This window comes from Anabaena sp. UHCC 0187, from assembly GCF_009712035.1.
Taxonomy (GTDB): domain Bacteria; phylum Cyanobacteriota; class Cyanobacteriia; order Cyanobacteriales; family Nostocaceae; genus Dolichospermum.
Window position 1 is genome coordinate 1 of sequence record NZ_VILB01000003.1, and the last position, 26,782, is coordinate 26,782.

The 26,782-nt window shown below is 37.0% G+C and carries 27 protein-coding genes; 22 read left to right on the forward strand and 5 right to left on the reverse strand.

Annotated elements, in window-relative coordinates; genetic code table 11:
• Window positions 1-126: 126 nt before the first annotated feature.
• From FJR11_RS02525 to FJR11_RS02565, 9 genes are all read left to right on the forward strand, one after another.
• Window positions 127-717 carry a hypothetical protein gene (locus FJR11_RS02525; protein WP_168502160.1) on the forward strand — a complete coding sequence of 197 codons (591 nt, stop codon included), beginning with the start codon at window positions 127-129 and terminating at the stop codon, window positions 715-717.
• Window position 718: 1 nt separating this feature from the next.
• The gene (locus tag FJR11_RS02530; RefSeq protein ID WP_168502161.1) at window positions 719-985 is read left to right on the forward strand and encodes a hypothetical protein; all 267 of its coding nucleotides are present in this window, start codon (window positions 719-721) and stop codon (window positions 983-985) included.
• On the forward strand, window positions 982-1,437 hold the full coding sequence (locus tag FJR11_RS02535) for a hypothetical protein (RefSeq protein ID WP_168502162.1): 456 nt from the start codon (window positions 982-984) through the stop codon (window positions 1,435-1,437). The genes FJR11_RS02530 and FJR11_RS02535 overlap by 4 nt, the downstream gene beginning before the upstream one ends.
• A gap of 327 nt (window positions 1,438-1,764) precedes the next feature.
• On the forward strand, window positions 1,765-2,097 hold the full coding sequence (locus FJR11_RS02540; protein WP_168502163.1) for a hypothetical protein: 333 nt from the start codon (window positions 1,765-1,767) through the stop codon (window positions 2,095-2,097).
• Between the two features lie 232 nt (window positions 2,098-2,329).
• Window positions 2,330-3,946: a hypothetical protein gene (locus FJR11_RS02545; RefSeq protein WP_168502164.1), complete on the forward strand. Its 1,617-nt coding sequence runs from the start codon at window positions 2,330-2,332 to the stop codon at window positions 3,944-3,946.
• A gap of 185 nt (window positions 3,947-4,131) precedes the next feature.
• Complete coding sequence (locus FJR11_RS02550) at window positions 4,132-5,472, forward strand: RNA-guided endonuclease TnpB family protein (RefSeq protein ID WP_168502370.1); 1,341 nt, start codon at window positions 4,132-4,134, stop codon at window positions 5,470-5,472.
• Between the two features lie 113 nt (window positions 5,473-5,585).
• Window positions 5,586-5,756, forward strand: coding sequence for a ribbon-helix-helix-containing protein (locus tag FJR11_RS02555; RefSeq protein ID WP_015079854.1), 171 nt, complete (start codon window positions 5,586-5,588; stop codon window positions 5,754-5,756).
• Between the two features lie 231 nt (window positions 5,757-5,987).
• On the forward strand, window positions 5,988-7,442 hold the full coding sequence (zds, locus tag FJR11_RS02560; protein WP_168502165.1) for a 9,9'-di-cis-zeta-carotene desaturase: 1,455 nt from the start codon (window positions 5,988-5,990) through the stop codon (window positions 7,440-7,442).
• 59 nt (window positions 7,443-7,501) lie between these two features.
• Window positions 7,502-7,948, forward strand: a complete 447-nt coding sequence (locus tag FJR11_RS02565) for an SRPBCC family protein (protein ID WP_168502166.1) — start codon at window positions 7,502-7,504, stop codon at window positions 7,946-7,948.
• Between the two features lie 64 nt (window positions 7,949-8,012).
• On the opposite strand, the gene FJR11_RS02570 is transcribed toward FJR11_RS02565, so the two are convergent.
• Window positions 8,013-8,957: an aldo/keto reductase gene (locus FJR11_RS02570; RefSeq protein WP_168502167.1), complete on the reverse strand. Its 945-nt coding sequence runs from the start codon at window positions 8,955-8,957 to the stop codon at window positions 8,013-8,015.
• A 266-nt stretch (window positions 8,958-9,223) separates the two neighbouring features.
• On the opposite strand from FJR11_RS02570, the gene FJR11_RS02575 reads away from it, so the two are divergent.
• The 3 genes from FJR11_RS02575 to FJR11_RS02585 all read left to right on the forward strand — a co-directional run bounded on the left by FJR11_RS02575 (window position 9,224) and on the right by FJR11_RS02585 (window position 12,537).
• Window positions 9,224-10,657 (forward strand): BCD family MFS transporter, encoded by a 1,434-nt coding sequence (locus FJR11_RS02575; protein WP_168502168.1) that lies wholly within the window; start codon window positions 9,224-9,226, stop codon window positions 10,655-10,657.
• A 95-nt stretch (window positions 10,658-10,752) separates the two neighbouring features.
• Entirely contained in the window at window positions 10,753-11,559 is an 807-nt protein-coding gene (locus FJR11_RS02580; protein WP_168502169.1) for an inositol monophosphatase family protein, read from the forward strand.
• Between the two features lie 21 nt (window positions 11,560-11,580).
• A complete protein-coding gene (locus FJR11_RS02585; protein WP_168502170.1) occupies window positions 11,581-12,537 on the forward strand; it encodes an alcohol dehydrogenase catalytic domain-containing protein in 957 nt (318 codons plus the stop codon).
• A gap of 221 nt (window positions 12,538-12,758) precedes the next feature.
• On the opposite strand, the gene FJR11_RS02590 is transcribed toward FJR11_RS02585, so the two are convergent.
• The 4 genes from FJR11_RS02590 to FJR11_RS02605 form a co-directional block, all read right to left on the reverse strand.
• Window positions 12,759-13,028 (reverse strand): hypothetical protein, encoded by a 270-nt coding sequence (locus FJR11_RS02590; protein ID WP_168502171.1) that lies wholly within the window; start codon window positions 13,026-13,028, stop codon window positions 12,759-12,761.
• 85 nt (window positions 13,029-13,113) lie between these two features.
• Window positions 13,114-14,148: a chlorophyll synthase ChlG gene (chlG, locus tag FJR11_RS02595; protein ID WP_168502172.1), complete on the reverse strand. Its 1,035-nt coding sequence runs from the start codon at window positions 14,146-14,148 to the stop codon at window positions 13,114-13,116.
• Window positions 14,149-14,286: 138 nt separating this feature from the next.
• Window positions 14,287-15,387 carry an ArsA family ATPase gene (locus FJR11_RS02600; RefSeq protein WP_168502173.1) on the reverse strand — a complete coding sequence of 367 codons (1,101 nt, stop codon included), beginning with the start codon at window positions 15,385-15,387 and terminating at the stop codon, window positions 14,287-14,289.
• An 85-nt stretch (window positions 15,388-15,472) separates the two neighbouring features.
• Entirely contained in the window at window positions 15,473-15,664 is a 192-nt protein-coding gene (locus FJR11_RS02605) for a DUF2862 domain-containing protein (RefSeq protein WP_168502174.1), read from the reverse strand.
• A gap of 159 nt (window positions 15,665-15,823) precedes the next feature.
• Here FJR11_RS02605 and FJR11_RS02610 point away from each other — a divergent pair, with 159 nt between their 5' ends.
• The 10 genes from FJR11_RS02610 (at window position 15,824) to FJR11_RS02655 (ending at window position 26,771) form a co-directional block, all read left to right on the forward strand.
• Window positions 15,824-16,576 (forward strand): Uma2 family endonuclease, encoded by a 753-nt coding sequence (locus tag FJR11_RS02610; RefSeq protein WP_168502175.1) that lies wholly within the window; start codon window positions 15,824-15,826, stop codon window positions 16,574-16,576.
• 117 nt (window positions 16,577-16,693) lie between these two features.
• On the forward strand, window positions 16,694-17,500 hold the full coding sequence (locus tag FJR11_RS02615; protein ID WP_168502176.1) for an ABC transporter permease: 807 nt from the start codon (window positions 16,694-16,696) through the stop codon (window positions 17,498-17,500).
• Window positions 17,501-18,256 (forward strand): ABC transporter ATP-binding protein, encoded by a 756-nt coding sequence (locus FJR11_RS02620; protein WP_168502177.1) that lies wholly within the window; start codon window positions 17,501-17,503, stop codon window positions 18,254-18,256.
• Between the two features lie 63 nt (window positions 18,257-18,319).
• The gene (locus FJR11_RS02625; RefSeq protein WP_168502178.1) at window positions 18,320-21,556 is read left to right on the forward strand and encodes a glycosyltransferase; all 3,237 of its coding nucleotides are present in this window, start codon (window positions 18,320-18,322) and stop codon (window positions 21,554-21,556) included.
• A gap of 38 nt (window positions 21,557-21,594) precedes the next feature.
• Window positions 21,595-22,593 carry an NAD-dependent 4,6-dehydratase LegB gene (locus tag FJR11_RS02630; RefSeq protein WP_168502179.1) on the forward strand — a complete coding sequence of 333 codons (999 nt, stop codon included), beginning with the start codon at window positions 21,595-21,597 and terminating at the stop codon, window positions 22,591-22,593.
• Window positions 22,594-22,611: 18 nt separating this feature from the next.
• Window positions 22,612-23,322 (forward strand): sugar phosphate nucleotidyltransferase, encoded by a 711-nt coding sequence (locus FJR11_RS02635; protein WP_168502180.1) that lies wholly within the window; start codon window positions 22,612-22,614, stop codon window positions 23,320-23,322.
• Entirely contained in the window at window positions 23,319-24,182 is an 864-nt protein-coding gene (locus tag FJR11_RS02640; RefSeq protein WP_168502181.1) for an NAD-dependent epimerase/dehydratase family protein, read from the forward strand. Before FJR11_RS02635 ends, FJR11_RS02640 begins: the two co-directional genes overlap by 4 nt.
• 47 nt (window positions 24,183-24,229) lie before the next feature.
• Entirely contained in the window at window positions 24,230-25,162 is a 933-nt protein-coding gene (locus FJR11_RS02645; protein WP_168502182.1) for a glycosyltransferase family 2 protein, read from the forward strand.
• An 18-nt stretch (window positions 25,163-25,180) separates the two neighbouring features.
• Complete coding sequence (locus FJR11_RS02650) at window positions 25,181-25,891, forward strand: GNAT family N-acetyltransferase (RefSeq protein ID WP_168502183.1); 711 nt, start codon at window positions 25,181-25,183, stop codon at window positions 25,889-25,891.
• 10 nt (window positions 25,892-25,901) lie between these two features.
• Complete coding sequence (locus tag FJR11_RS02655; RefSeq protein ID WP_168502184.1) at window positions 25,902-26,771, forward strand: bifunctional 2-polyprenyl-6-hydroxyphenol methylase/3-demethylubiquinol 3-O-methyltransferase UbiG; 870 nt, start codon at window positions 25,902-25,904, stop codon at window positions 26,769-26,771.
• Window positions 26,772-26,782: the final 11 nt, after the last annotated feature.

Here is a 26,782-nt window from a genome sequence, read left to right on the forward strand (position 1 = left end):
AGTTAACTGGCTGTAAGCTTGGTTGGGAAATATTGAGAAAACCTATTAGGTTTCACCCCAAAATTTAACGACAAAATACGGACTATGGTGAGGGACGAAATAACCCATGATAGCAAAAAATAAAATATGAGTTTTAGATCCCTCGAACGCTACGAGTCCCAAAAAGCAGCCTATGACAACTACAAGGCGTGGAAACTATTAAGCCCTGATGCCAAACAAGCTCTATATGATGCCATCCCTGGTATAGCTACAGGTCGCGCAAAACCTGTACTTTCAGCGGGTTTTATCATTCCGTTTAATGCCACAGGAACTATTGTCACTTACATTGAAACCAAGAAAATTATAGATGCGACTCAAGGGAGCGCGGTTGGGGCTGCTGTAGCCACAGCGTTGCGGACTGCTTTAAGTGGCCAGTTTTTCGCCACAGCCACCGGTACAACTCCGGTAATTATCTCTAGCCCCCGGTACAAATTTGCAAAACTTTCTTTTACTCGGAGAAATACCCCAGTAGCGAGAGTTTCACGGATAACCAAACGTAGCTATAAGAAACCAACATCCGATACTATTTCCATGCCATTTGGAGGATCTAGTATGTCAGAAGATTTCGACGTTGCGGTAGCCGAAATAAAAACTAAGGCAAGCGGCGCGAATGCGTGGGCGAATGCTTCGGCCGGGGAAATTAAACAAACCTACAAATTCACTCCAGAAGGTATCTAAGATGTCTGGGATTGCTCAAAGAGAGGGATTTATTTGGACTCCTGATGATGACATTGACTTGTTATCAGTTGAAATTGATGCCGATGCCGATGATGCAGAATTTGCGGGGATGATTGGCATTAATAAAGCTGGTAGAGAGTTTCTTGAAAATGACATATCCCTAACGGATTATTGCGATAAACTCCAACTCTTTGGCATCCCAGATCCTTATGAGTTGGTCGGAGAATTTTTAGATCACACTGAGATGATCATGAGGTATGGTTTGTGAGAATTCTTGAATTAAACAACCCGGCTAATTTCTCACTAGTATACTCAAACTCTATACCTGCCACCTGTTTTACAACCCAGGATGGAGAGGAGATTTGCAGTAGGCTAACCGAAATCATACCGCCGGTCATTCTTGATAAACCAATTATTTCCGTGCAAATCAGCACATCCGTTCCAGTAGGTAAAATTTGGGACTATGCGGGAAAATTGAGTAGAGTTATCCAGACTGGGATTGGAGACTCATTTTCAGAAGAAAAAAAAGCTCTATTCCTTGGGAAGAGAAATCTAATTTTATTCTCACAGGTCCAATCCGATTACACGATAAGTTACCTGCCTCCAAAGTGGTTCAAAGATGTAACCATCGGGGTTTACCAGTACGATGGGGCGGATACTTCGGCAATAGAAACCGACTTGATGAGGATTGAATCAAAAATTGATGCGCTTTCAGTATGATTAGTGCCTGTCACGCTCTAAGTCATGAATCACCTTTTCCGCATACCATCTGTCAGATTTGCCAGGATACTTGCGCCTGACGTGGTTCATTAGCCTTTCTGCTGTGGGTGCATCAAAGTTAACCAGGATTAATAATTGATGAGGTATGCGTGACTTTCTGATGTTGCGGGTGTAATTTTTTCGCCTAAAGGATAATTTTAGCTTATACGCATCAACTATTTTATCCGTAAGATGCAAAATCAACCCCAGTATTCCAAGGATAAAGATAATTTGGGTAACGATTAAAATTAAAACCATCATGATGAATTGCTACTACCTGCTTTCATCATGATTCCCTTTTTTAGACAATTTTTGCTATTAGGGATTAAAAAAGGCGATTCCTACGGAGCGCTTCGCTATCGCATCGCTCTTAACTTTTCCAGAAATAAAAATATGAACAATATAGAAAAAGCACCCGCAAGTACCGAACGGGTGACAATGTTAATTACAATCCTCACCATTGCCACACAAGCAGGACTCTATCTGCTAACGGGTGGATTTGCGGCTGGTGGCAAGCTTAACGGCATTGAATCTGAAATTAAATTAATCAGACAGGAAGTGGTAAGCGCTAACCAAATCCAGGATTATCGGCTGGATAAATTAGAGGTCAGGGTAAAATAATCAATTGGGGATTCATTTTAGCGACATTACGACGGCAAAAAAGAATAATAAGATGGGAAGATGGAAAGATGGGAAGAAAATTCTCAATTATTCCTTCCCTATCACCTGTTGCCTCATTTTTAGCAACCAAAGATTTTTATTCTAGAATTGAGGGGTTCGGTTCGGTATGTTTAAAGATTAACCATTCCCAAAAGTCTAATTCTCAATCGCTTTGTTTTGATTCATTTACTCTATGACAAGTTTTAATCGCTCTACCAGTCGCCGGTTGCAGAAATTAACCCAGATTCCTTCTGTATGGGAGGGCGATCGCCGTCCAATGTCATCACCACACAATCCATTTGCAGACTCAGAGGCCAAAGGAGATTGTATCCTTTGGGTAGATGCCTCTGAAGGCATTGTTAGAGGCATGGACATGGTAGATCCCAGCCTGGGTCCAGAAGCCATTGTGCGTACCCTCATGCGGGCAATAGAGCATCCCCAAAGTCCTGCTAAACCCGGCAGACCGCAAAGAATTGTCGTCCGTGACCGGGAAATTCAATTTTACTTGCGCGGAGTCTTGCAAGATTTAGATATTGCCATTGACTACGTACCGGAATTACCCATCATTGATGAACTATTTCGCTCCTTTGCCGAAGTCATTGACAGCCAAATTCCCGATTTACCACCCAAATATGCCAAACTCCTCCATGATAAAGCCTTAGAAGTTTGGCAATCTGCCCCTTGGAGATTTTTGGAAGAACAGCAAATTTTGTCCATAGAGATCAATCAATGGGATGTAGAGAAACTCTATGCCTCAGTCATGGGAATGCTAGGAATTGAGTATGGGATTTTATTTTATCGTTCGGAAGATTCCCTAAAACGGTTTCGGGCTGCTGTTTTAGCTGATGAAGATGAACTCCAGCAAGACTTAGAAGAAGCCTTCCTCAAGCAAGACTGCTTATTTCTCACCTTTGATTCATTGCACGATAACGACGATGATGAACCGGATAATTTGGCAGATATGCCCCTTTCAGAAATTCAACCGACCTTTGGTAATATTCATCCCCTAGAAGGATTACGTTCCGTTTTGTATGAAGAAGAAGCACTACTCACTTTTGTCGCTGTAGAAAGTTTATTACGGTTTCTTCGTGACCACCATCGGCAATTATACGAGGAAGATTTTCTCACCCTCAACCAACGTTATCGAATTTCCTTACCAGAAACCGACAAAAATCGTAAATCCTTAACTGTCACTGTTTCTACCATGCCAGAGTTGACAGCAGAATTAGAAGAAATGGCTGGTTTTGATTTGGATGACGAAGATGATGAAGATGAAGATGATTCCATATTTGAAGCCCTCAGAGACGACTTAATCCCAGAAGATGCTTTCATGAGTTTGGGCGTATTACCTTGGGAAACATTAAATTACCTGCGTCAAGCACCTAATTACCAATCAGCGGGGGAATTTGCACCAAAAGGGGACGGTTTACCTGTGATTGTCATTCAAACCTCTCGCCCTAAAGCTAAGGGGATTATTGAAAATATTCAAGCCGCTGGAGGATTAAATGCCATCTGTTTTCATACCGTAACTGATCCTGTGGATGATGATCTCTATGACTTAGGTTTATTGCAAACACATAATAATGAATTATTTTTGTTTGGGCAATTTTTAGATGATGACCCAGTGCATATAGAAGCCAAGAAAAAATGGCAGCAGCGTTGTCAAAATACCAAAGGCCATTGCGGTCTAATTATTGCCAAAGGATTGACCGGCGCTGCTCGTGGTAATCCTCAATTACGAGATATGATGGCTCTATTAGAAGCTCATGTCCTTTCCTCGGAAGAATTAAGCTTGGAAACAGTTGACTAAATAAATAGATATACCTAGAATTTATAAATTAAATTACAGGATATCTAATCTAATACCAACTTGATGAGAGGCTGCACAGAATCATAAAATCCATGAATTCATCCGGATTTGTCTGTATTGAGAATATCAGTGATGGAATTAGATAATAGCAGTATACTATAGATAAACCAAGGGGGTGATTGATGATGGCATTACGGAGATCAACTTTCCGACTATATCCAAATAAACAAGTCAGTGAAATGTTGTCCTACCACCGCCAACTTCACAAAGATTTGTACAACGCTGCTGTATCCAACCGTATTACTTCATATAAAAAGTTTGGTAAATCTGTTTCTTACTTTGAGCAACAGAACTGTTTACCGGATTTCAAAGAAGTCTGGATAGAATATAAAGAAATAAATTCCCAAGCATTACAAGCTACCTTAAAAAGAGTTGATTTTTCTTTCCAAAGGTTTTTCAAAGGACTAGCAAAGTATCCTAGATTCAAATCAATTCGTCATTATTCCGGTTGGACTTATCCATCTTTTACAGGCTGGAAATTACATAGCACAGGGGATAACGGCTATCTAGAATTAGCAAAGATTGGTCAAATACAAATGCGGGGTAAAGCTAGACTTTGGGGACATCCTAAAGCCCTAGATATCGTCAACCGCAACGGTAAATGGTATGCCTCCACTGTTCTCGGAATTGATGATGTTTTACTCAAGAATAGCCGCCAAACTGATAATGGGATTGTTGCAATTGATTTTGGTTGTAACGATGCAATTGCTTGGACAAATGGTGAAGAAAATGGTTTAGTGGCTGCACCTCGGTTTTTCCGAAAAGCAGAACAAAAAAATAAACAGTTGGGTAAATCAAAACGTCGGAAACGTTCTCCCAATTTCAAAAAGAAAGTTAAGGCTTCTAGAAGGTGGAAAAAAGTTCAGAAGTTAGTGAGTAAACTTTCGAGAAAAGTTGCCAACCAACGTCAAAACTTTGTTCACCAAGAAACTACACGAATAATCAGCGGTAATAGCACGGTGGTTACTGAAAAACTAGAAGTCAAAAACATGAGTGCCAAAGCTAAAAGGGGCAAACGTAAAAAACAAAAAGCTGGACTAAATAAATCAATTCTTGATGTCGGTATGGGGATGATAAAGGACGCTCTAAAAGCAAAATTATCAGATGTTGGTGGCTTGTTTGTAGAAGTATCTACTCGCAAAGTAAAACCATCTCAAACCTGTCCAAAATGTGGGCATCAAGAAAAGAAGAGTTTAGCGGAAAGAACCCATGTTTGCCATAACTGCGGATATACCCAACAGCGCGATATTGCCGCCGCCGAAGTGATGTTGCTTTGGTACTCAAATAATCTACAGGGGTTAGGAACTAGCCTCTCAGACGTAGATGATTCTAGCTCTACTTCAAACACTAGCAAACGCAAGAATGCTGGAAGTATGAAGCAACTAGGTCAAAAGAAACGTCAAAAATCTCAGGCTACGCTAGGGGATGTAGAAACCTCTGGCTCAAATGAAGTTAGCCAGGGGTAGTTCATATAAGATTAGTGTTTTTGTTACCTTGTTAATTTCGACTAACTTTCATAGTATCATTTTTGTTTTGAGTGACCAAACTCTCTAAATCAAGTTAATATACAGCAAAGTGCATGATAATGACAAATAAAAAATGGGCAGTTAAACGCATAACAGTTAATCTGGCAACACAAGAAGCAGAGAAACTAGAAAAATATTGTCAACAGACAGGTAGACCAGCAACAGATGTAATTCGAGAACTGATTAGAAGTTTACCCCAGGGGGAAGAGGTGGCAGGAGGGTGATAGACGGTAGGGGGCAGGAAGAAGGGGGCAGGGAGCAGGGGGCAGGGGGCAGGGAGCAGGGGGCAGGGAGCAGGGGGCAGGGAGCAGGGAGAAGGGAGCAGGGGGCAGGGAGAAAGAATTTTTCCATGACAACTGACAACTAACAACTAACAACCGACAACTAACAACTGACAACTGACCAGTCACCAATTCAGTTACAATTTGTAAAGAAACTGAACAAGGAACGAGGGAATGCGCGTTGCAATTGTAGGTGCGGGATTAGCGGGGTTAGCAACTGCTGTAGATTTAGTAGATGCGGGCTGTGAGGTAGAAATATTCGAGTCTCGTCCGTTTGTGGGTGGTAAAGTTAGCAGTTGGGTAGACGGTAACGGCAACCATATTGAGATGGGGCTGCACGTCTTTTTTGGCTGCTACTACAATCTATTTGCATTGATGGAGAAAGTGGGGGCTGGGGATAATTTACGCTTAAAGGAACATAGCCACACTTTTATCAATAAAGGTGGAGAAACTGGGGCGTTAGATTTTCGCTTTTTTACAGGTGCGCCTTTTAATGGATTAAAGGCGTTTTTCACCACTTCCCAACTTTCTGTACGGGATAAATTCCAAAATGCGATCGCTCTGGGAACTAGCCCCATAGTTCAAGGTTTGGTAGACTTTGATGGGGCAATGAAAACTATTCGCAAATTAGATAAAATCAGTTTTTCTGACTGGTTCTATAGTCACGGTGGTAGTAAAGGCAGTATTAAACGTCTCTGGAATCCGATTGCTTACGCCTTGGGATTTATAGATTGTGATAATATTTCTGCCCGGTGTATGTTGACAATTTTCCAGTTTTTTGCAGTCAGAACTGAAGCTTCAATTCTACGAATGTTGGAAGGTTCACCCCAGGAATATTTACACAAACCTATTGTTAAATACTTGGAAGAAAGAGGCACAAAAATATACACTCGTCGCCAAGTTCGAGAAATTCAGTTTGCTGAGTCTGGCGACGAAACTCATGTTACTGGTATATTAGTTGCCCAAGGTGACACAGAAGCAGTAATTACCGCTGACGCTTATCTTTGTGCTTGTGATGTTCCGGGAATTCAGCGAGTTTTACCCCAACCTTGGCGGAAATGGCCAGAATTTGATAACATTTATAAGTTAGATGCTGTTCCAGTCGCTACAGTGCAGCTACGTTTTGATGGTTGGGTGACAGAATTGCAAGATGAGGAAAAACGAGGTAAGGGCGGGGAGACCCCGCCCCTACAGGCTGCGGGCATAGATAATTTGTTATATACTGCTGATGCTGATTTTTCCTGTTTTGCTGATTTGGCTTTGACTAGTCCCGCAGATTATTATCGTCCTGGGGAGGGTTCATTGTTGCAATTGGTATTGACACCGGGTGATCCTTTTATTAAACAAAGCAATGAAGAAATTGCTCACCACGTCCTTAAACAAGTGCATGAACTATTTCCTTCTTCAAGAGATTTAAACATGACTTGGTATAGTGTGGTGAAACTGGCTCAATCTTTGTATAGGGAAGCACCAGGTATGGATGCGTACCGTCCTGATCAAAAAACACCTATCCCTAACTTTTTCCTAGCTGGAAGTTACACACAACAAGATTATATTGACAGCATGGAAGGAGCAACAGTTTCTGGAAAACGTGCGGCTAAAGTAATTCTAGAAAGTGTGAAGAAATAGGTATTGGGGACTGGGGACTGGGAAAAAGAGTCAATGAATAATCTAAAATCTAAAATCCTATGAGTAGTGAATGGTTAGAACATAGTGTGCAGGTAGAAGTGGAAGTTCCTATAGAATTAGTATGGGGATTGTGGTCTGATTTAGAACAAATGCCTAAATGGATGAAATGGATTGATTCAGTCAAAATTACGGAAGATAACCCGGAAATTTCTCTCTGGAAACTGAGTACAGGAGGGTTAGATTTTACTTGGAAATCTCGAATTACTAAAATAATTCCTTATCAAATTATTCAATGGGAATCGGTTGATGGTTTACCAAATCAAGGAGCAATTCGCTTTTATGATCGCCATGATAATAGTATTGTGAAAATGACGGTTTCCTATGCGATTCCTGGCTTGATTGGTAAACTCATGGATAATTTGTTTTTAGGAAAGGTGGTAGAGTCCACAATTCAAGCAGATTTGGAAAGGTTTAAAGAATATGCTTTGAATGTGAAAGAGGATTAATGTAGGAGTCAGGAGTCAGGAGTCAGGAGTCAGGAGGAAGAAAGAAAGAAGGAAGGAAGAAGAATTAATGTAACCAAGGACGGGTAATTTTTTCTAATTCCGCAATTTCATCTTCAGTCATTTTCCAACCTAAAGCACCTACATTTTGTTTAACTTGTTCAGCGGTTTTGACTCCAGCAATAGGAATCACATTACCTTGGGCTATTAACCAATTTAAGGATACTTGGGCAGGAGTGCGATTGTATTTTTCGCCAATTTCTCGTAATAGAGATAAAACTGGGGCGATTTTATTTAAACCATCTGGACTAAATCGCGGATCTATGCTTCTTGCTCCTTGAGGCTTATAAGAAGGTGTATACTTACCTGTGAGCAATCCTTGAGCTAGGGGACTATAAGCTAAAATAGTTATGCCTAAATCACGGGCTGTTTGGGAAATACCGTTACCTTCTATGCGGCGTGTCAGTAAAGAATAACACATCTGATTTACAGCCAAAGGTACACCTCTAGCGGCTAATATCTGGTGGGCTTCTCGCATTTGGGTTGCTGAATAATTACTCACACCAACTGCACCTATTCTCCCCCGTTTCACCTCATCTGCGAGGGTGTTCATGAGCGTTTCTTGACTCAAAAAGAAGGCGAAAGGCCAATGAACTTGGTATAATTCAATTCTCTCAACTTGGAGACGTTGGAGACTAGCGGTTAAAGCTTCCGATACAGATTTACCATCCCAACGCCAAGGTAAGGGGCCAAACTTCGTCGCAATTTGTACCTTTTGGCTGGTTTGTTTCATGAACTTTCCTAAAAACTGTTCTGAAAGTCCTAAACCGTAAACTTCCGCTGTATCAAAGAAGGTGATACCAGCGTCTAAAGCAGCGGTAAAAGCGGCTTGTAACTGTTCTTCTCCATAGCCGTCGCCATAATTCCAAAATAGTTTATCACCCCAAGCCCATGTACCCATACAGAGAGGGGGAACAGCTAGACCATTTTTTCCTAATGTGATGGTTTCCATTTTGGTAAAATTATTTTATTTACATTTCTTTACTTTCCTAGTCTACCGTTTTCAAAGTTAGTAGTTTGGGCTTTAGCTGCATACAATCAGATTTCTAGAATAATTGAACGCAGATAAACGCAGATAAACGCAGATGAAGACGGATAAATTAATGGATTTTATGATTCTGCACAGCTTCACATAAAATTGGATTAGCTTCAAGATGTTCTAGCTGAAGATTTTGATTAGAAGGGATAATATCTTATAAACAATAGAAAAAAGTAGCTATGGCAATTGAAGATACATTTAATACTCCAAATCAATCTTTAATTCTTCCAAAGGTCAATATTTTGACCATGTTCCGGTTAGGATTGTTTCAAATGGGATTGAGTATGATGGCTATCTTGACTTTAGGGGTACTTAACCGAGTCATGATTCAAGAAATTGCCATTCCCGCAACATTGGTGGCTTTGGTGTTAGCATTACCTTCATTTGTTGCCCCAACGCGGATTTTGTTTGGGCAAATGTCCGATTCCAAACCCTTGTTAGGTTATCATCGCACGGCTTATGTATGGGTGGGAGCAGGAATATTTGCGATCGCTGCCTTTTTAGCGGTACAAGTAATGTGGCAGTTAAATTCTGCTAATATTGGAGATACCTGGATATGGACTAGCCAAACAATTGGTTGGACGGCGGTTTTAGGTTTAGTTTTCGCGGTTTATGGACTGGCTATTTGTGCTAGTGGTACTGCTTTTGCGGCTTTATTAGTTGATATCTCGGAAGAAGACAACCGTTCCCAAGTTGTCGGGATTGTTTGGTCAATGTTGATGGTAGGGATTATAGTTGGAGCAATTATTAGTTCTAGCTTATTGCAGCAATTAACCACAGACGCACCCATAGAAACTTTACAAGCTGCAATTAATAAATTATTTCAGATTGTTCCGGGAATAGTTTTTTGTTTAGCAATTATCGCAACTGTGGGTGTAGAAAAAAAATATTCTCGTTTCTTCAACCGTTCCAAATTAGGAAACCGGGAAGATAGTATTACTTTAAGTGGTGCTTGGAAAATCTTAACAGCTAGTCCCCAAACAGGCTTCTTTTTTACCTTTTTATTGGTGATGACTATTAGCTTGTTTATGCAAGATCCGATTTTAGAACCCTATGCGGGACAAGTCTTTAAAATGCCTTTAGCGGAAAGTACGAAACTCAATGTTTTTTATGGAACAGGCATATTAATTTCCTATGGTATTACAGGCTTTTTTATTGTTCCCCGATTAGGTAAACGGAGAACTATCAAACTAGGTTGTATTTTAGTGGCAGTTGCGGCTTTATTACTGGGTTTTTCGGGATTTTCTGCCAATCCATCTGTGCTAAAATCAACTTTGGTTTTATTCGGTTTAGCTACTGGTTTTGTCACCACCGCAGCAGTTAGTTTAATGCTAGATTTAACAATTGCGGAAGCCGCTGGTACTTTCATTGGTGCTTGGGGACTTGCTCAGTCTATATCTAGAGGTATTGCCACTGTAATTGGTGGTACTCTTTTAGATGTGGGACGCAGGTTATTACCAGATAACTTAGTCTTAGCTTATGGTTTGGTATTTGCTTTAGAAGCGGTAGGAATGTTGATATCAATTGGGTTTTTGAATCGTGTCAATGTGACAGAATTTCAAACCAATACTAGAAAAGCTTTAGCTTCTGTTTTAGAAAGTGATTTAGATTAATTGGTGATTGGTAATTGGTAATTGGTAATTGGTAATTGGTAATTGAAAACCAACTGACAACTGACAACTGACAACTGACAACTAACTAATAACAAATGAACGATTTTTGGGATACGATTTTAGATTTTGCTGAAACTACTACTACCAGAGTAGGAAAACAGTTAATGCAAGATTTTGGCAAAGTTCAAGCTTCACAAAAAGCTGATGGTAGCTTGGTAACAAAATCAGATAAATGGGCAGATCAAGAAATTCGAGATGCCATTGTTTCTACTTTCTCAGGCTACGGCATTTTGAGTGAAGAAAGTGACCAAACTTTTCCTAATACAGAATGGTGTTGGGTAATTGATCCTTTGGATGGTACAACCAATTTTACTAGGGGAATTCCGATTTGGTCTATTTCTTTGGGTTTACTTTATCGTGGTACGCCCATTTTTGGCTATGTTTACGTGCCACCATTAAATCAAGCCTTTCACGGATTTTGGGCGGGTTCATCAGGCTTAACAACGCCAACGGGAGCATTTTTAAATCATCATCCCATTCATACAAGTAAAGATGCTCCGAGCAAAAACCACTTTTTTAACCTTTGTTCTCGCAGTACCGATATTATTCAACCGGGTTTTCCCTGTAAACTGCGAATGTTAGGGGTTGCTAGTTATAACTTTTTAACAGTTGCAACTGGTGCGGTTTTGGGAGGAGTTGAAGCGACACCAAAGGTATGGGATATTGCAGGTGCTTGGGTAATTCTTCAAGCTGCTGGTGGTACATGGGTATCTCTGGATTCTGAGTCTTTTCCATTATCGCCGGGAATGGATTACAGCGATCGCTCTTTTCCGACAATGGTTGTTAGTAGTTCAGATTTAGTTCCCATATTTACACCGTTTCTGAAAAGTATGAAATTTTAACAACTGACAACTGACAATATTATGAAAGGACTTTGGCTAGAAAATAACCAATTACAATTACGCACTGATATTCCTATTCCTGAACCACCTCCGGGAGAGGCTTTAGTGCGAGTTTTGCGGGCGGGAATTTGTAATACTGATTTGGAATTAATTAAAGGTTATTATCCCTATACTGGCATTATCGGCCATGAATTTGTGGGTGTGGTGGAACAAGGACCAGAACAGTTAATTAATCAAAGAGTTGTTGGTGAAATTAACGCTGCTTGTGGTAATTGTCGTTTTTGTCGTCGGGGACAACCAACTCATTGCGAAAATCGCACAGTTTTAGGGATTGTTAACCGTCATGGTGCATTTGCAGAATATCTATCTTTACCTATGGAAAATTTGCATCTTGTCCCCGAAAATGTTTCTACAGAAGCTGCAACTTTTACTGAACCTATAGCCGCAGCTTTGGAAATTCAACAACAAGTGCAAATATGTAAAGATGACCGAGTTTTAGTGGTTGGAGATGGTAAATTAGGACAATTAATAGCGCAAACTTTAGCTTTAACTGGTTGTGAGTTATTAGTAGTAGGAAGACATAAAGATAAATTAGTAAATTTAGCAGCGAGAGGAATTAAAACTGGTTTAGCTGATAGCGTCACTGATAGATATTTTGATATCTCTGTTGATTGTACCGGAAATCCTGAAGGTTTTACTACTGCTCGTCGGGCTTTACGTCCTCGTGGTACATTAATATTGAAAAGCACATATTCCGGAAATCTTAGTTTAGATGCTTCCGCTTTGGTGGTAGATGAAATTACTCTAATTGGTTCTCGTTGCGGTCCTTTTGTTCCAGCGTTGGAATTGTTAGCGACGGGAAAGGTAGATGTCCAATCTTTAATTCATGATCATTATCCCCTTTCTCAAGGTTTGGAGGCTTTTGAAAAGGCAAAAACTAAGGGAGTTTTAAAAGTGTTGTTAGAGATGAATTCTTAATTATTGTCTGAATCAGGATATCCAAGATTTAAGGATTTTCAGGATGATTTTCTAGATAATTGTCTGAATCAGGATTTTCAGGATGTTTATTTGGGTTGAGTATTTTGGATGTAAGGATTTTTGTGATGTAGTAATTTTTTGCACTTTAAAATCATATCTCAAACTAACATCCTGTACATCCGAAAATTCTGGATATCCTGATTCTGACAAAAAGATAATAATTAATGTGATTGATAATCTTGACAATCAATTGCTGCTTCTGTATTGGCAATATAAGGATTTACCGTACATTTAAGACGATAATTATTTGTAAAAAATTGGCAATTATGACAGGGAATTTTGTGCATTTTTTGAGCAGTTTTAACTGTTGCTTGTGTTGCTGTCCATAAATTCAACAAGAGCAAAACAATCACAGTCCAAGCTATCATAAAGCAAATCGGAATCAAGAATGGTTGTATCCCATGAATTAGGAAAGATATAAAATTTAACATGGCATTTTATAAAAAAAGTGAGGAGTTAGAAATTAATATAACTCCTCACTCCTCATTGCTCACAACTAACTAAAGATATATTAAATTAAACTCCAGCATGACCTAATGCTATACCTGTTATCAGCATTCCCAATACCAAGAAAGGTTGGGCGCTGGCTTGATATTTGACATCATTGGCTATGGGGTCACGGAGAAAATACATATCTTGGAAAGTGATTTGGGGAATGATTAATAAGACGAGAATCGCTGCATATAAATTCTCGTGAATACTCACCAAATAACCTGCAACCAAACCTTGAAATAAGTCAATCATGACGACACAAATCAAAGCCGCAGTTTGTATCCCAAACATAACTGGTAATGATTGTAAACCTAATTGGCGATCGCCTTCTACACTCTTAAAATCATTAACAATGGCAATACCCAAACCTGCTAAACTGTAGAACAGAGTCAGAATCACAATTTTCCAATTCAATTCCCCAAATAAAGCATGGCCAGCCCACCAAGGTAAAGCAATGTAACTTGCACCTAAAGCATAATTTCCTAACCAACCATTTTGTTTTAATTTCAATGGTGGTGCAGAATAGATATAGGCGATAAAACTACCAAAAACAGACAACATTAAAACAGTAGGAAATGGATGACCAGCCCATAAATCTAAGGTGTAAGCTACCCCATATCCTAGTAATAGTAAAAGCACGAATTGGCTAATTACTTGCTTTTCCGAAATTCTCCCCGAAGGTATGGGACGGTAAGGTTCATTAATCGCATCAATTTCTCGGTCATAATAATCATTGATGGTTTGGGTATAACCTGTCAATAAAGGACCCGAAAGCAACATACACAGGGCAGACTTCAAAACATTTTCTAAAGTCCAAGTATAGTTACCAGCAGAAGCCGCACCGCAGACCACACCCCAAATCAGGGGAATCCAGGTAATCGGTTTCATCAATTGCAAGCGAATTTTCCAAATAGAAGTTTCCCCAGCACTTGCACCTTTCATTCCCAACAATTGCCGGGTTTTTGCATTGCGGTCTTCTGTGATTGTAACTTCTGGATTTGGAGATTCTATAGCCTCATTTGGCTGAGAATTTGGGTTAATGGGAGTTGATTCAGACATAAGGTGTAATGGGTGATAAATAGCTTTCAGTGGTCAGCAGTCAGCAGTCAGCTAATAAGTTACAGGTTAGAAGTAAAAATTGTTGGAAAAGATAAAAAATTAGCTGATAGCTGAATACTGATAGCTGATAGCTTCTTACTAAAACGAAATTATCAAATAACTATTTTGAAACTTTGCCCCAGTGACAGGTTTACCACTTAAGGCAGGAGGGAGGAAGATATTGCGTCTTTGATCTCCGGCTTCTACCGTGACTTCTGGCCCGTACTGGGTGAGTTTGACTTGTTTTTTGTCAAACCCAGGCAAAAATAAGCGTACTTGGCGATTATGTACGTCAATTTCAATTGGTTGGTTAGCTTGTAATGCTTGCTCAACAAAGTTGGGTAAAGCATCTATGAGAGGTTGCCATTCCCCATTAGAGACATCAGGAACTATGCTCACAGGTAGAGGTGCAAATTCTTCGGATAAATTAGTATTTTCTGACCCAGCAACTAGTATTGCGCCGCCAATAGTTAAACCAATTTGTTGAGCGCTTCCCCATAAATAACGAGAATTTGCCACATCAATGGGTTCTGATGTTGTCACCAAAAAAGCGGCAACCCGCTGGGGATTAGCTAAAGCGGCTTTACCTTGTTCGAGAAAATTATTAACTTGGTTAGTAGGTTGGGCAAAATTATCAGCAGTCCAATTAATATTAAAAAGACTGCTAATTAAAGGTTGAATTAGGGGAGATTCGGTAATTGTTTTGCCTAAATCGGAGTTAACAAACAATTGCCGGAATCGTCTCATATACCAACTTAAAGATTCTGGCATTCCCAACATTCGCAAGGTAGAGGAATCGCCTGTACCATCGTAGATAATCGCGTCATATTTGCCACTGGCATCATATTCACGAATAGCATTGAGAGCGAGGGCGTTATCCATCCCTGGTAATGCTACCAATTCTTGCCCATAAACCTCTTTGAAAATCGGTGTGCGGAGGTATTGAGCCTCCAATTTTTTCACTTCGTCCCAGTTCCGTTCTAGCAGTACAGATGCTTGAAACTGTACTGCTTGGAGATTGGGAGAGATTTCCTGGGGGTCAGGAGTCAGAGTAGTATTGAGTAGAATTGGCAATGTTGGATCTGCTAGTCCTGCTAGGAGTACCCGTTTACCTTGTGTTGCCAATAGCTTGGCTGCGGCGATCGCTATCTTACTGCGAGCGATGCCGTTTTTGCCTAAAAATGTCAGTATCAAGGCCATTACTCAATTTCCAATTTTGCCGATCTTGTCAATTACAACTTAGCACTCAACCAATCTTCTTCGCCTCTGCTATAAGTTGTTTTGACTAAGCTGGTTTGATTTCATCTTCAAAAAACCAGGTAGAGAAGTTATCGTCAAACTTGACCACCACACCGATTCCCGCCCCGTCAGTGACTTTGTAGCCTTCGATAATGCCAACTTTTCCGAGTTTTTGAGCGATAGTAGAGGATACGCGATCGCGCAAACGAATCACCTTAACTTTCTGTCCGATGTCCATGATCTAGTTACAATAAAATAATCCAAATCTCAGTGTAGCGGAATCTGGTACTCTGTTTTCACTGCCCATGACTTAAAATTAAATCAGCAAGCAAGTAGGTATCCTCTTATGTTTGTTACAGCCCAACAACTAGAACAACATAGTTTAAGGTAAGTAAATATGTATCAACATAACCCACCCTTGTCGCCAAAAGAAACCATGCCGACAATGTATGATTTACCTAGTGAGTTAGTAGGAGAATCGGGATTGCCGGATGAATTTCATTGTATCCAAGCCGATTTACTCAGTGAAACTTGTCAACCTGTCAATTATTTATCTGAAGAGATATTGCTGGCCAGCGACTTAAACCTTTATTATGATCCCCTCCATCCTGGCTGGTATAAACGTCCTGATTGGTATATGGTATTAGGAGTTGCTAATGCTAACCAACAGGAAAATTTACGTTTAAGTTATGTAGTATGGCAAGAAGGAATTGCTCCTTTTTTAGTAGTTGAATTACTCTCCCCAGGAACAGAACAAGAAGACTTAGGACAAACATTGCGGGAAGTAAATAAACCCCTAACCAAGTGGGAAGTATACCAGAACATTTTGCGTATTCCCTACTATGTCGTTTATGACCGCTATGAAAATAATTTTCGGGGATTTAAACTTAATGGCGCTCGTTATGAACCGATAAATCTATCAGAAAACCGCTTTTGGTTAGCAGAAATAGAAATGGGTTTAGGTTTATGGCAGGGTAGTTATCAAAATACAGAGGGTTTGTGGTTACGTGGGTATAATGCTGATGGTTGGTTGCCAACTTTGACAGAGAAGGCTGAAAACGAACGCCAAAGGGCTGATGAAGCGGAGGCTAAAGTAGCAATTTTGGCACAACGGTTAAGAGAATTAGGTATTGAGCCTGATAGTTTGTAACTAATTCCCTGAGATAGATGAAATTTCACTAATCTTAAAATTAATCGCAGACAATAGAACTCATATAGTATAAAATGCCCAAATGAGTTTTGTCTGGTGTGTAATGGTGCTATAAGAATGACACTTTCCCTGAAAGATAATTTAAATTGGTTACAAGTGCAGCGTTATTGTGAACTTCTGCAAGTCTTAGTAGGAAGAAACCTGAAAGTACGCTATCGGGGTTCTTTTTTGGGGGTTTATTGGTCACTATTGAACCCGTTGATTATGACTGGGCTGTACACTGCCATTTTTGGTGCTACCTTTGCATCTTATTATGGTAACTCCATCATGAACTATATGCTGGCAGCACTGACGGGACTGTTAGTAATCAATTTTTTCTCGGCTTGCACATCCCAAGCTTTATCCAGCGTGGTCGGAAATGGTGCATTATTAAATAAAATTCGCTTGCCAGTCAGTGTTTTCCCAGTATCAATGATTGCAGCGAATGTATTTCAGTTTTCAGTAGGAGCATTGCCGTTACTAGCGATTATGACTTTGATTAACTCCAAAAGTCTAGTCAATGTCCTAGCGTTGGTATTTCCATTTCTCGCACTGATTTTAGTTTCTACAGGAGTTGGATTTTTAGTCAGTGCTTTATACGTATTTTTTAGAGATTTACCTTACTTTTATGAATTAGTAGTATTTGTAATTTGGATTAGTAGCCCGATATTTTATCCAGCAGCTATTGTCCCAAAGCAGGTAAAACAGTTTTTAGGCATTAATCCTTTATCCCCAATTATTGAAAGTCTGCGTCAGATTACATTATCAGGTTCTCCACCGGATTTAGGTTTGATTTGGGGGGCGTTACTGAGTGGCATCATTATTTTAGCCTTGGGATGGACTTGTTTTCATCTGTGGCGACATCAATTTATGGATTTGCTGTAAATGGAAGTAATACGTTTGGATAATGTTTCGCTGTGGAGAAGGACTCAAGAGGAATTTTCCTACGACTTAAAAAAAACGATCCTATCTGTGGTAGAGGGGAAATATCGCCAACCTGCCAAAAAATTAGTTTTAAATAATATTGACTTAGTGGTTGAAAAAGGCGAAAAAATAGGTATAATCGGTGCGAACGGTTCAGGTAAGTCCACTCTGTTAAAGATAATTTCTGGGATTCTTCAGCCGACAACTGGGACTGTCAGGGTTCGGGGTCAAGTTGCACCTTTAATTGAACTAGGAGCAGGTTTTGATGCGGAAATTTCTGTGATGGACAATATCCTCCTTTATGGTGTATTGTTGGGTTTTTCTAGGGCTGAGATGAAAGCAAGAGCGTGTTCTATTTTGGAGTTTGCCGAGTTGGAGGATTATGCTTTAGTTCCAGTTAAGGGTTTATCTTCGGGTATGGTGGCTCGTTTGGGTTTTGCTATTGCGACTGATGTGCAGCCGGATATTTTGATTTTAGATGAGGTTTTGTCGGTGGGAGATGAGAGTTTTAAGAATAAGTGTAAGCAAAGAATGGATAAGTTTTGGGATAATAATGTCACTATTTTGGTAGTGTCGCATTCAATGGAGTTTATTCAACAGTCTTGTAATAGAGCTATTTGGTTAACTAAGGGTAATATAAAATTATCTGGAGAAGCTGATGAAGTTGTAAGATGCTATCTTGAAGGCGTAAACAACCCTCCAATAATTTCTAGTTAAATTTTCAGAAGCAACTTAAATTACTGTATTTTTAAATATTGAAATGTAAGTCTATCTATGATTATGGGTAATAATAAATATATTGAATTGAACGAGTGTCCCTTTTGTCAATCTAAGAATTTAAAAAAACACGGAAAACGAGCAGATAATATTTGGGTTTTACTCTGCCAAGATTGTGGTTTAGGTTTTGTGGAAAAATATCCAGAAAATCTACAAGAACTTTATAGTTTAGATTATTATGAAAAACGAGGGATTGAAAATCCTGTCATTGGTTATACTAACTATAAAGAAATCAAGTATGACTACTTTTTATGGTCTATTGCACTTGTGGCAATAACAGAAAAGAAAGGTAGTTTATTTGATTTAGGATGTAGTAACGGTTTATTTTTAGATTTAGCTAAAAGTCATGGATTTTTTTCTTTAGCAGGACTTGAATTAAATCAAGATTATGCCCAAATTTGTCAAAAGAAAGGCTATGAAGTATTTAGTGAAGACTTTATCACCTTTCATCAGCCTGAAGAACAGCAGTATGATATTATAACGGCTTGGGCTGTTTTAGAACATATCCCACAATTATTACAAACATTAACCAAAATAAAGTCTTTATTAAATCAAGATGGGTGGTTGTTTTTTGAAGTTCCTTGTTTAACTTTCACAACAAGAGATCAATATTGGTATGACTCATCTTTAGAACATATTTATTATTTTACAGAAAAGAGTATTCAGAATATTCTCAAAGAATATTTTTCTGATAATTATTCAGGAAAAGTAGTAGCTATACAAAACTTTGGAGCAACTTATGTAGGAGTAGCTAGTAATCAATATAACTCTAATTCCATCCTGAATATTTTTCATGCTATTTTTCAAGATAAAATCGAAAAATTAACTAGGAATAATATTTCAGCAGAGCAAATTACCCATGCTTTGATTTTTTCAATCCGCTACTTAGATGATCTAGCTATTGCCCATAAACTGCTAAATTTATTAACTCAGTATGAAAAATACAAATTAACTTTGTATGAACATAATATTCAATATTTAACTCAGCAATATATTAAATTATATCAAGATAATATAAGTTATTTGGAAGCAAAAAAATATTTTGTTCAAAATAATGACATACTTCATAATGAAAAACTACAACTTCACAATGAAAAGCTACAACTTCACAATGAATTATCAGCTATTAAAAGTAGTAAATTCTGGAAAATAAGAGAAAAATGGTTTCAATTTAGGAAAAAAATAGGTATAAATGATAATAGTGCATCACTTACTTTAAAAGGTCTAATTAAAACTTTAATAAAAAAAATTACAGTTAAATTTCAGAATCGTAATCCAATCATTAAATCAATTAGACAGAAAATTTGGGATTCAGAGAAACCATTAGTAAGTGTAATTATTCCCTGTTTTAATTACGGTCAATATGTTGAAGAAGCAATAGACTCCGTTCTTAATCAAACATTTCAGGATTTGGAAATTATCGTTGTAGATGGTGGTTCAACAGATAATTCAACAGTTACAACCCTAAAGTCTTTACAAAAGCCAAAAACAACTATTTATTACAGAGAAGGTCGTCATTTAGTAGGAGATAATAGAAACTTCGCTATAGAAAAAGCAAAAGGCAAGTATATTTGTTGTCTCGATGCAGATGATAAAATCAAACCTACTTATTTAGAAAAGGCTCTCTTTTTATTAGAGATTTATGCTTATGATATTGTGTCCACATCAGTGCAATGTTTTGGTAATTCCATAGAAACTTGGAATCTTGTACCTAGTCCCATATTGGAGGAAATTCTTAAAGCCAATCAAGTTTCCACTGTAGCTGTATTTTCTCAGCAGATGTGGGAAAAGGCTAATGGTTATCATGATTATGGTATAGGTAAAGATTATATTTCAGAAGATTGGGACTTATGGGTAAGAATGATGGCTATAGGTGCAAGGGTAAGCAATATTTCCGAACCCCTAATGCTGTATCGTATTCACAGTAGGCATACAAGCTTAAGTAGTCATCCTGAAAGTATTAGCTTGAAAGAGCAAGCAAAAACTATTGCATTTTTTAATCAAAAATATCTCACTCATCAAGCCTATAAACGTTCTGGGAATAACAATCATACATACTACCAAGTTACTAATGGTAGTATAAACTTAACCCAATCATACTTAGCACAAACCAAAGAAAAAAATAAACTTAAAATTCTTTTTGCTTTACCTTTTGTCATCACAGGAGGAGCAGATACTATATTACTTCAGATTGCCAAATATTTCAGTGAAAATGATTTTGATATATCAGTAATGACAACTATCAAAACTGATGCTAATAAATTTGGTGATAATACACCTAAATATCAAGAAATTACTCAAGAAATATACCATCTATATGACTTTTTAGACTCTCAAGAAAAGTGGAAAGATTTTGTTTATTACTATCTTGAATCTCGTCAAATTGACATCCTATTTATTGTTGGTTCAGCTTATTTTTATGATCTACTACCAGAGATAAAAAAAGATTTTCCTCATATCAAAATAGTAGATCAGCTTTTTAATGAATATGGTCACATAGCCAATAACAGAAAGCACGCTGAATTGATTGATATGAATATCTTAGCAACTCAGATTATTCAGGACATCTTACTACAAGAATATCAAGAATCAAAGTCAAAAACTCGTGTTATCGTTCATGGAGTGGATACTCAAAAAGAATTCAATTCCATTAATATCAATCAGCAACTAATTAGAAACATCATCCCTGAAGGTAAATTCATTGTCTCATATATGGGAAGGTTTTCAGAGGAAAAATGCCCTCTAAAATTTGTTGAGATAGTTGATAAATTACGAGACAATAAAGATATTTATTTTTTGCTGTTAGGGAATGGTCCTGAGTACGACTCAGTTAAATTTAAAATAGATAAATTAGGATTGCAGGACAAAATTTATGTTCCGGGTTTTGTTGATGACAATAAACCTTTCCTAAAAGCAACTGATTTATTAATTATTCCCTCAAGCATTGAAGGCATACCAATTATTCTTCTGGAGGGATTATCTTTAGGTGTACCTGTTATTGCTTCTAGGATTGGAGGTATTCCTGATATAATTACAGATAGTTATAATGGTTTTCTTTGTGATCCGAATAATACAGATGATTTTGTTAATACAATTATTAAGATATATTCAGATAAACATCTTCAAAGTCAACTAAAAACCAACGCTAGAACTTATGCAGAAGAAAAATTAGATATTACTAAAATGAATAAGGAATATATTAATATTTTTATTTCCTTAGTTAAGAGTAATAACTTATAATTAAGTGTTCACAAATATAATTAGGTGCATTAAATTTCATGGAAATTAAAAACAAACGAGTTTTAGTTACAGGTTCAGATGGTTTTATCGGTAGCCATTTAGTCGAAAGGTTATTAGAGGAGGGCTGTAAAATTAAAGCATTTGTCTATTATAACTCTTTTAACTCTTGGGGATGGCTTGATTCTTTATCAGAAGAAAAACTGAATAATATTGAAATATTCGCTGGAGATATTCGTGATCCCAATGGTGTAGAAATGGCAATGAAAGGATGTGATGTGGTCTTTCATTTAGCTGCTTTAATTGCTATTCCTTTCTCTTATCACTCCCCTGATTCTTATGTGGACACCAATATCAAGGGAACATTAAATGTGCTACAGTCTGCCAAAAAGCTAGGGGTTGAAAAAGTTTTAATTACATCTACTTCTGAGGTTTATGGGACTGCGAACTATGTGCCTATTGACGAAAAACATCCATTTCAAGGACAATCTCCCTACAGTGCGACTAAAATTGGTGCTGATAGATTAGCAGAATCATTTTATCGGTCGTTTAATTTACCCGTTGTGATTGTCCGTCCTTTTAACACCTATGGACCAAGACAGTCAGCGCGTGCTGTTATTCCCACGATTATTACTCAATTGTTAGCAGGGGCAACAGAGATTAAATTAGGAAGTCTTGAGCCAACTCGTGATTTTAATTATGTGAAAGATACAACAAATGCTTTTGTAGAAATTGCCAAATCGGATCTAACAATAGGAGAAGAAATTAATATTGCTACTGGAGTGGAAATATCCGTTGGAGAGATGGCTAAGGAGCTAATAAAACAACTAAATCCTCATGCTAATATTATTAGCGATAATGATCGGTTACGCCCTACTAAATCAGAAGTTAATAGATTATTAGGATGTAATAAAAAAATCTTGTCCCTTACCGATTGGAGTCACCAATATGATTTAGCTAAAGGATTAGCTGAAACTATCAAATGGTTTAAGAATAAGGAAAATTTATCGAAGTATAAAGCTAATATTTATAATGTTTAGTAGGGAGAATATTTTAAGATGAGAGCCATTATTTTAGCCGGTGGAAAAGGGACTCGATTAAAGCCATATACAGTGACTATTCCTAAACCCCTCGTTCCGATTGGTGGTGAAATGCCCATATTAGAAATTATCATTCGTCAATTAGCAGTAGCAGGATTTGATCATATTACGTTAGCTGTTAATCATCTGGCAAATTTGATTATGGCTTTTTTTGGTGATGGTTCTTTATGGAATGTGAAAATTGATTATTCTTTAGAAGAAAGTCCTCTTAGTACCATTGGACCTTTAACTTTAATCCCTGATTTGCCTGATAATTTTTTAGTGATGAATGGTGATATTCTTTGTAATTTGAACTACCTAGATTTTTACGATTATCATATTCAAGCTGATAATGATGTTACAGTCTCAACTTTTAAAAGAGAGTCAAAAATTGATTTTGGAGTTTTGAAATACAATGAGGAAAATTTAATTTGTTCCTTTATTGAAAAACCTACTTACTACTTTGATGTAAGCATGGGAATTTATTGTCTTAATCGTCGGGTTGTTGAGCAACTGACTAAAGGTGAACCTTATGGCTTTGATAATTTAATGATAGATGGAATTAAAAATAAAAATAAAATCTTAGTAAAACCGTTTGATGGTTATTGGCTAGATATTGGTCGTCCTGAAGATTATGAAAATGCTAATGAAAATTATGATCAACTTAAAATTAAATTGGGTTTAACATGAAAGTTTTAATAACTGGATCAAATGGGTTTACTGGTACTCATTTAGTTAAATATTTACAAGAAAATTCTCAGATAAAAATCAACTGTGTTAATCGTAATAAACAAAAAAATCATAATGATCTTATTTGTGATTTAACCGATTATAACTTAGTTGAAAATTTAATTCAGGAAATTCAACCAGATAGAATTTATCATCTAGCGGGAAGTTTTACTAATGATTATTCTATAGATTATGCTAATAATGTTATATCTACCAAAAATATCCTAGATAGTCTTCTTAAAGCCAAAATATCTTGTCGAGTATTATTAATTGGAAGTGCGGCTGAGTATGGTTTAATTAAAGAAGAAGATAATCCAATCAAGGAAGATCATCCCTTAGATCCAGTTAGTATTTATGGCTTAACTAAAGTCTATCAAACCCATTTAATGCAATTTTATTGTCAAGTTCATGATCTGGATATAGTTATGGCTCGTACCTTTAACTTATTAGGAGAAAATATCTCTAGGCAACTTTTTATAGGTCGAGTCTATCAACAGATAGAACAATATAAAAAAGGTGAAATAGAGAAAATAATTTTAGGTAATTTAGACAGTAAAAGGGATTATATTACTGTGGATGAAGCAATTAAAGATTACGAAATAGTGATGAATCATGGTAAAAAGGGAGAAGTTTATAACATAGGAAGTGGAAGGTCTGTAATTTTATCTCACCTTCTCGAACGAATTTTACTTGCCAATGATCTCAATTTGAGTATATTTGAAATCAAATCAAGGAATTTTATTAACAAACTCAATGTTAATGATATTTTTTCTGATATATCGAAAATTAATTTATTAAGGATGATTAAACATGAAAATTAATAAAGCGTATATAAAATTATTTTTTAACCTAATTCAATCTAAAATCTATGTCTCATATATCTGTAGTGATTCCAGTATATAAAGCAGAGAAATGTCTGCATGAACTTTACGCAAGACTCAAAGAATCTTTAGAGATTATTTCTGAAGATTTTGAGATTGTTTTAGTAGAAGATTGTGGAGGCGATCGCTCTTGGGAGATTATCTTAGAATTAGCAAATCAAGACACCAGAGTTAAAGGTATTCAATTTAGTCGCAATTTTGGGCAACACTATGGGATAACAGCAGGATTGGATCACTGTAATGGAGATTGGGTCGTAGTTATGGATTGTGATTTGCAGGATCGTCCAGAAGAAATCCCTAAACTTTATGCTAAAGCCCAAGAAGGGTATGATGTCGTTTTGGCAAAAAGGAAAAATAGACAGGATGCTTTTCTCAAAAAACTAACTTCTAAACTGTTTTATCAAGTTTTTAACTACTTGGTAGATTTAAAGTATGATGCTGAGGTCGGTAACTTTAGGATTATCTCTAGGAAAGTGGTATCTAATTTTTGTCTAATTCGGGAGCAATTAAGGTTTTTTGGTGGTTTAGTTGATTGGATGGGGTTTCCGACTGCTAGTATTGAGGTTAAACATGATTCTCGTCTAGAAGGGAAAAGCACCTATACTTTTAATAAACTTTGGAAATTAGCTACTGATACGATTATTGCCTATTCAGATAAACCATTACGTTTATCTGTTAAAATCGGTTTTATGATTGCATTTTTGGCTTTTCTAGGAGGAATCTATCTAATTATTAGAGCTATCTTATTTGGAACTCCTGTAATCGGTTGGAGTAGTTTAATTGTTTCTTTATATTTTTTAGGAGGAATTATTATTTCTATCTTAGGAATCATGGGTATTTATTTAGGTAAAACCTTTGATGAAACAAAAAAAAGACCATTATATTTAGTGAGAGATTCAACTAATTTAGATTTTAAATAACTTCTCAGATAACATTCCATGACACAAACAAGTCCAAAAAATAATCAAATTTTAATTAAGGAAACTCCTTGGGATGAAAATATTTTAGGAATCAATACTTTTGAAATTATTGTTCCATCTGAAGAACTGTTATTTTCAGGCATAAATCAAATTATAAAAAATGCAGAAAAAGGACATTATACAATTAAAGTAGATCCTCTTTGGAATACTAAAGTTTTATCTGATTGTGATTTTTATTATTGTGATACGTTAATACAACCATCTTGCTACTTTTCCAGCTTTATTCCTTATTATCACTCTAAAATTCATCTTTCTCAAACAAATTCTTTAGAAGAATTAATTAGTATTTGTGATGGTGCTTTCGCTCATGGTAGGTTTCACCGTGACTTCAACATAGATAAAAAACAAGCAGATTCAAGATATAATTCATGGTTATGTCAATTGTTTAATGATGAAAAAGTATGGGGTTTAATGTATGACCAAGAATTAGCAGGATTTTGGGGATTTTCTACTCAAAATATCCTGCTTCATGCTTTGAAATCCAATTTTAGAGAAAAAGGCATGGCAAAATATTTCTGGAGTATAGCTTGCCAAGAAATGTTTAAATTAGGTCATCAGGAAATTATTAGTTCAATATCTGCTTCTAATCTGGCGGTACTCAATCTTTATAGATCATTAGGGTTCACTTTTAAAAATGCTCAAGATGTTTACCACTTATTAATTCAGTAGGGTAATAACGATGAAAAAATGTAACGAATGTGCTTATATATTTGACAATCAAGAATGGAAATGTCCCAACTGTCAATATAATCCGAATCTAATTAATGGTTGTTTATCATTTGCGCCTGAAATTATAGACAAAGTTGAGAGTTACGATCCGATTTTCTTTGCTAAATTAGCAAAAGTAGAAGCTAAAAACTTTTGGTTTCGTTCCCGAAATCGTCTCATTATTTGGGCAATTAAAAAATTCTTTCCCAATCAAAAAAACTTTTTAGAAATTGGTTGTGGCACAGGGTTTGTGCTTTCTGGATTAGAAAAATCTTTTTCTCAATTACAATTATCAGGAAGTGAAATATTTACACAAGGGTTAGAATTTGCGTCCCAACGTTTAAATCGTACCCAACTTTTTCAAATGGATGCACTTCATATTCCATTTGAAGATGAATTTGATGGTATTGGTGCTTTTGATGTATTGGAACACATCCAAGAGGATCATTTAGTCCTTGGACAAATATATCAAGCTTTGAAACCCCAAGGAAGTTTAATTTTGACTGTGCCTCAACATCCGTGGTTATGGAGTCAAGCAGATGATCATGCTTTTCATGTGAGACGCTATCAATCTCAAGATTTAAAAAGGAAAGTACAAGAAGCTGGATTTAAGATTGTGAAAATGACTTCTTTCGTTTCCCTTCTCTTGCCTTTAATGATACTTTCCCGTTTTTCTCAACGTCGAGAACAAGAAAATTATGATCCTCTGAATGAATTTAAGATTAGTTCATGGTTAAATGTTACTCTGGAGTTTATATTGTCCATAGAACGTCAAATGATTCAAAGTGGAGTTTCCTTTCCCTGGGGAGGTTCACTTCTTCTGGTTGCTATAAAAATTTAGGAAATTTATTT

What these genes read in the sequence shown, in the direction of transcription:
- FJR11_RS02525 (WP_168502160.1), top strand. Translation starts at nt 127, where the DNA reads ATGAGTTTTAGATCCCTCGAACGCTACGAGTCCCAAAAAGCAGCCTAT.
- FJR11_RS02530 (WP_168502161.1), top strand. Translation starts at nt 719, where the DNA reads ATGTCTGGGATTGCTCAAAGAGAGGGATTTATTTGGACTCCTGATGAT.
- FJR11_RS02540 (WP_168502163.1), top strand. Translation starts at nt 1,765, where the DNA reads ATGATTCCCTTTTTTAGACAATTTTTGCTATTAGGGATTAAAAAAGGC.
- FJR11_RS02545 (WP_168502164.1), top strand. Translation starts at nt 2,330, where the DNA reads ATGACAAGTTTTAATCGCTCTACCAGTCGCCGGTTGCAGAAATTAACC.
- FJR11_RS02550 (WP_168502370.1), top strand. Translation starts at nt 4,132, where the DNA reads ATGGCATTACGGAGATCAACTTTCCGACTATATCCAAATAAACAAGTC.
- FJR11_RS02555 (WP_015079854.1), top strand. Translation starts at nt 5,586, where the DNA reads ATGATAATGACAAATAAAAAATGGGCAGTTAAACGCATAACAGTTAAT.
- zds (WP_168502165.1), top strand. Translation starts at nt 5,988, where the DNA reads ATGCGCGTTGCAATTGTAGGTGCGGGATTAGCGGGGTTAGCAACTGCT.
- FJR11_RS02565 (WP_168502166.1), top strand. Translation starts at nt 7,502, where the DNA reads ATGAGTAGTGAATGGTTAGAACATAGTGTGCAGGTAGAAGTGGAAGTT.
- FJR11_RS02570 (WP_168502167.1), bottom strand. Translation starts at nt 8,957, where the DNA reads ATGGAAACCATCACATTAGGAAAAAATGGTCTAGCTGTTCCCCCTCTC.
- FJR11_RS02575 (WP_168502168.1), top strand. Translation starts at nt 9,224, where the DNA reads ATGGCAATTGAAGATACATTTAATACTCCAAATCAATCTTTAATTCTT.
- FJR11_RS02580 (WP_168502169.1), top strand. Translation starts at nt 10,753, where the DNA reads ATGAACGATTTTTGGGATACGATTTTAGATTTTGCTGAAACTACTACT.
- FJR11_RS02585 (WP_168502170.1), top strand. Translation starts at nt 11,581, where the DNA reads ATGAAAGGACTTTGGCTAGAAAATAACCAATTACAATTACGCACTGAT.
- FJR11_RS02590 (WP_168502171.1), bottom strand. Translation starts at nt 13,028, where the DNA reads ATGTTAAATTTTATATCTTTCCTAATTCATGGGATACAACCATTCTTG.
- chlG (WP_168502172.1), bottom strand. Translation starts at nt 14,148, where the DNA reads ATGTCTGAATCAACTCCCATTAACCCAAATTCTCAGCCAAATGAGGCT.
- FJR11_RS02600 (WP_168502173.1), bottom strand. Translation starts at nt 15,387, where the DNA reads ATGGCCTTGATACTGACATTTTTAGGCAAAAACGGCATCGCTCGCAGT.
- FJR11_RS02605 (WP_168502174.1), bottom strand. Translation starts at nt 15,664, where the DNA reads ATGGACATCGGACAGAAAGTTAAGGTGATTCGTTTGCGCGATCGCGTA.
- FJR11_RS02610 (WP_168502175.1), top strand. Translation starts at nt 15,824, where the DNA reads ATGTATCAACATAACCCACCCTTGTCGCCAAAAGAAACCATGCCGACA.
- FJR11_RS02615 (WP_168502176.1), top strand. Translation starts at nt 16,694, where the DNA reads ATGACACTTTCCCTGAAAGATAATTTAAATTGGTTACAAGTGCAGCGT.
- FJR11_RS02620 (WP_168502177.1), top strand. Translation starts at nt 17,501, where the DNA reads ATGGAAGTAATACGTTTGGATAATGTTTCGCTGTGGAGAAGGACTCAA.
- FJR11_RS02625 (WP_168502178.1), top strand. Translation starts at nt 18,320, where the DNA reads ATGGGTAATAATAAATATATTGAATTGAACGAGTGTCCCTTTTGTCAA.
- FJR11_RS02630 (WP_168502179.1), top strand. Translation starts at nt 21,595, where the DNA reads ATGGAAATTAAAAACAAACGAGTTTTAGTTACAGGTTCAGATGGTTTT.
- FJR11_RS02635 (WP_168502180.1), top strand. Translation starts at nt 22,612, where the DNA reads ATGAGAGCCATTATTTTAGCCGGTGGAAAAGGGACTCGATTAAAGCCA.
- FJR11_RS02640 (WP_168502181.1), top strand. Translation starts at nt 23,319, where the DNA reads ATGAAAGTTTTAATAACTGGATCAAATGGGTTTACTGGTACTCATTTA.
- FJR11_RS02645 (WP_168502182.1), top strand. Translation starts at nt 24,230, where the DNA reads ATGTCTCATATATCTGTAGTGATTCCAGTATATAAAGCAGAGAAATGT.
- FJR11_RS02650 (WP_168502183.1), top strand. Translation starts at nt 25,181, where the DNA reads ATGACACAAACAAGTCCAAAAAATAATCAAATTTTAATTAAGGAAACT.
- FJR11_RS02655 (WP_168502184.1), top strand. Translation starts at nt 25,902, where the DNA reads ATGAAAAAATGTAACGAATGTGCTTATATATTTGACAATCAAGAATGG.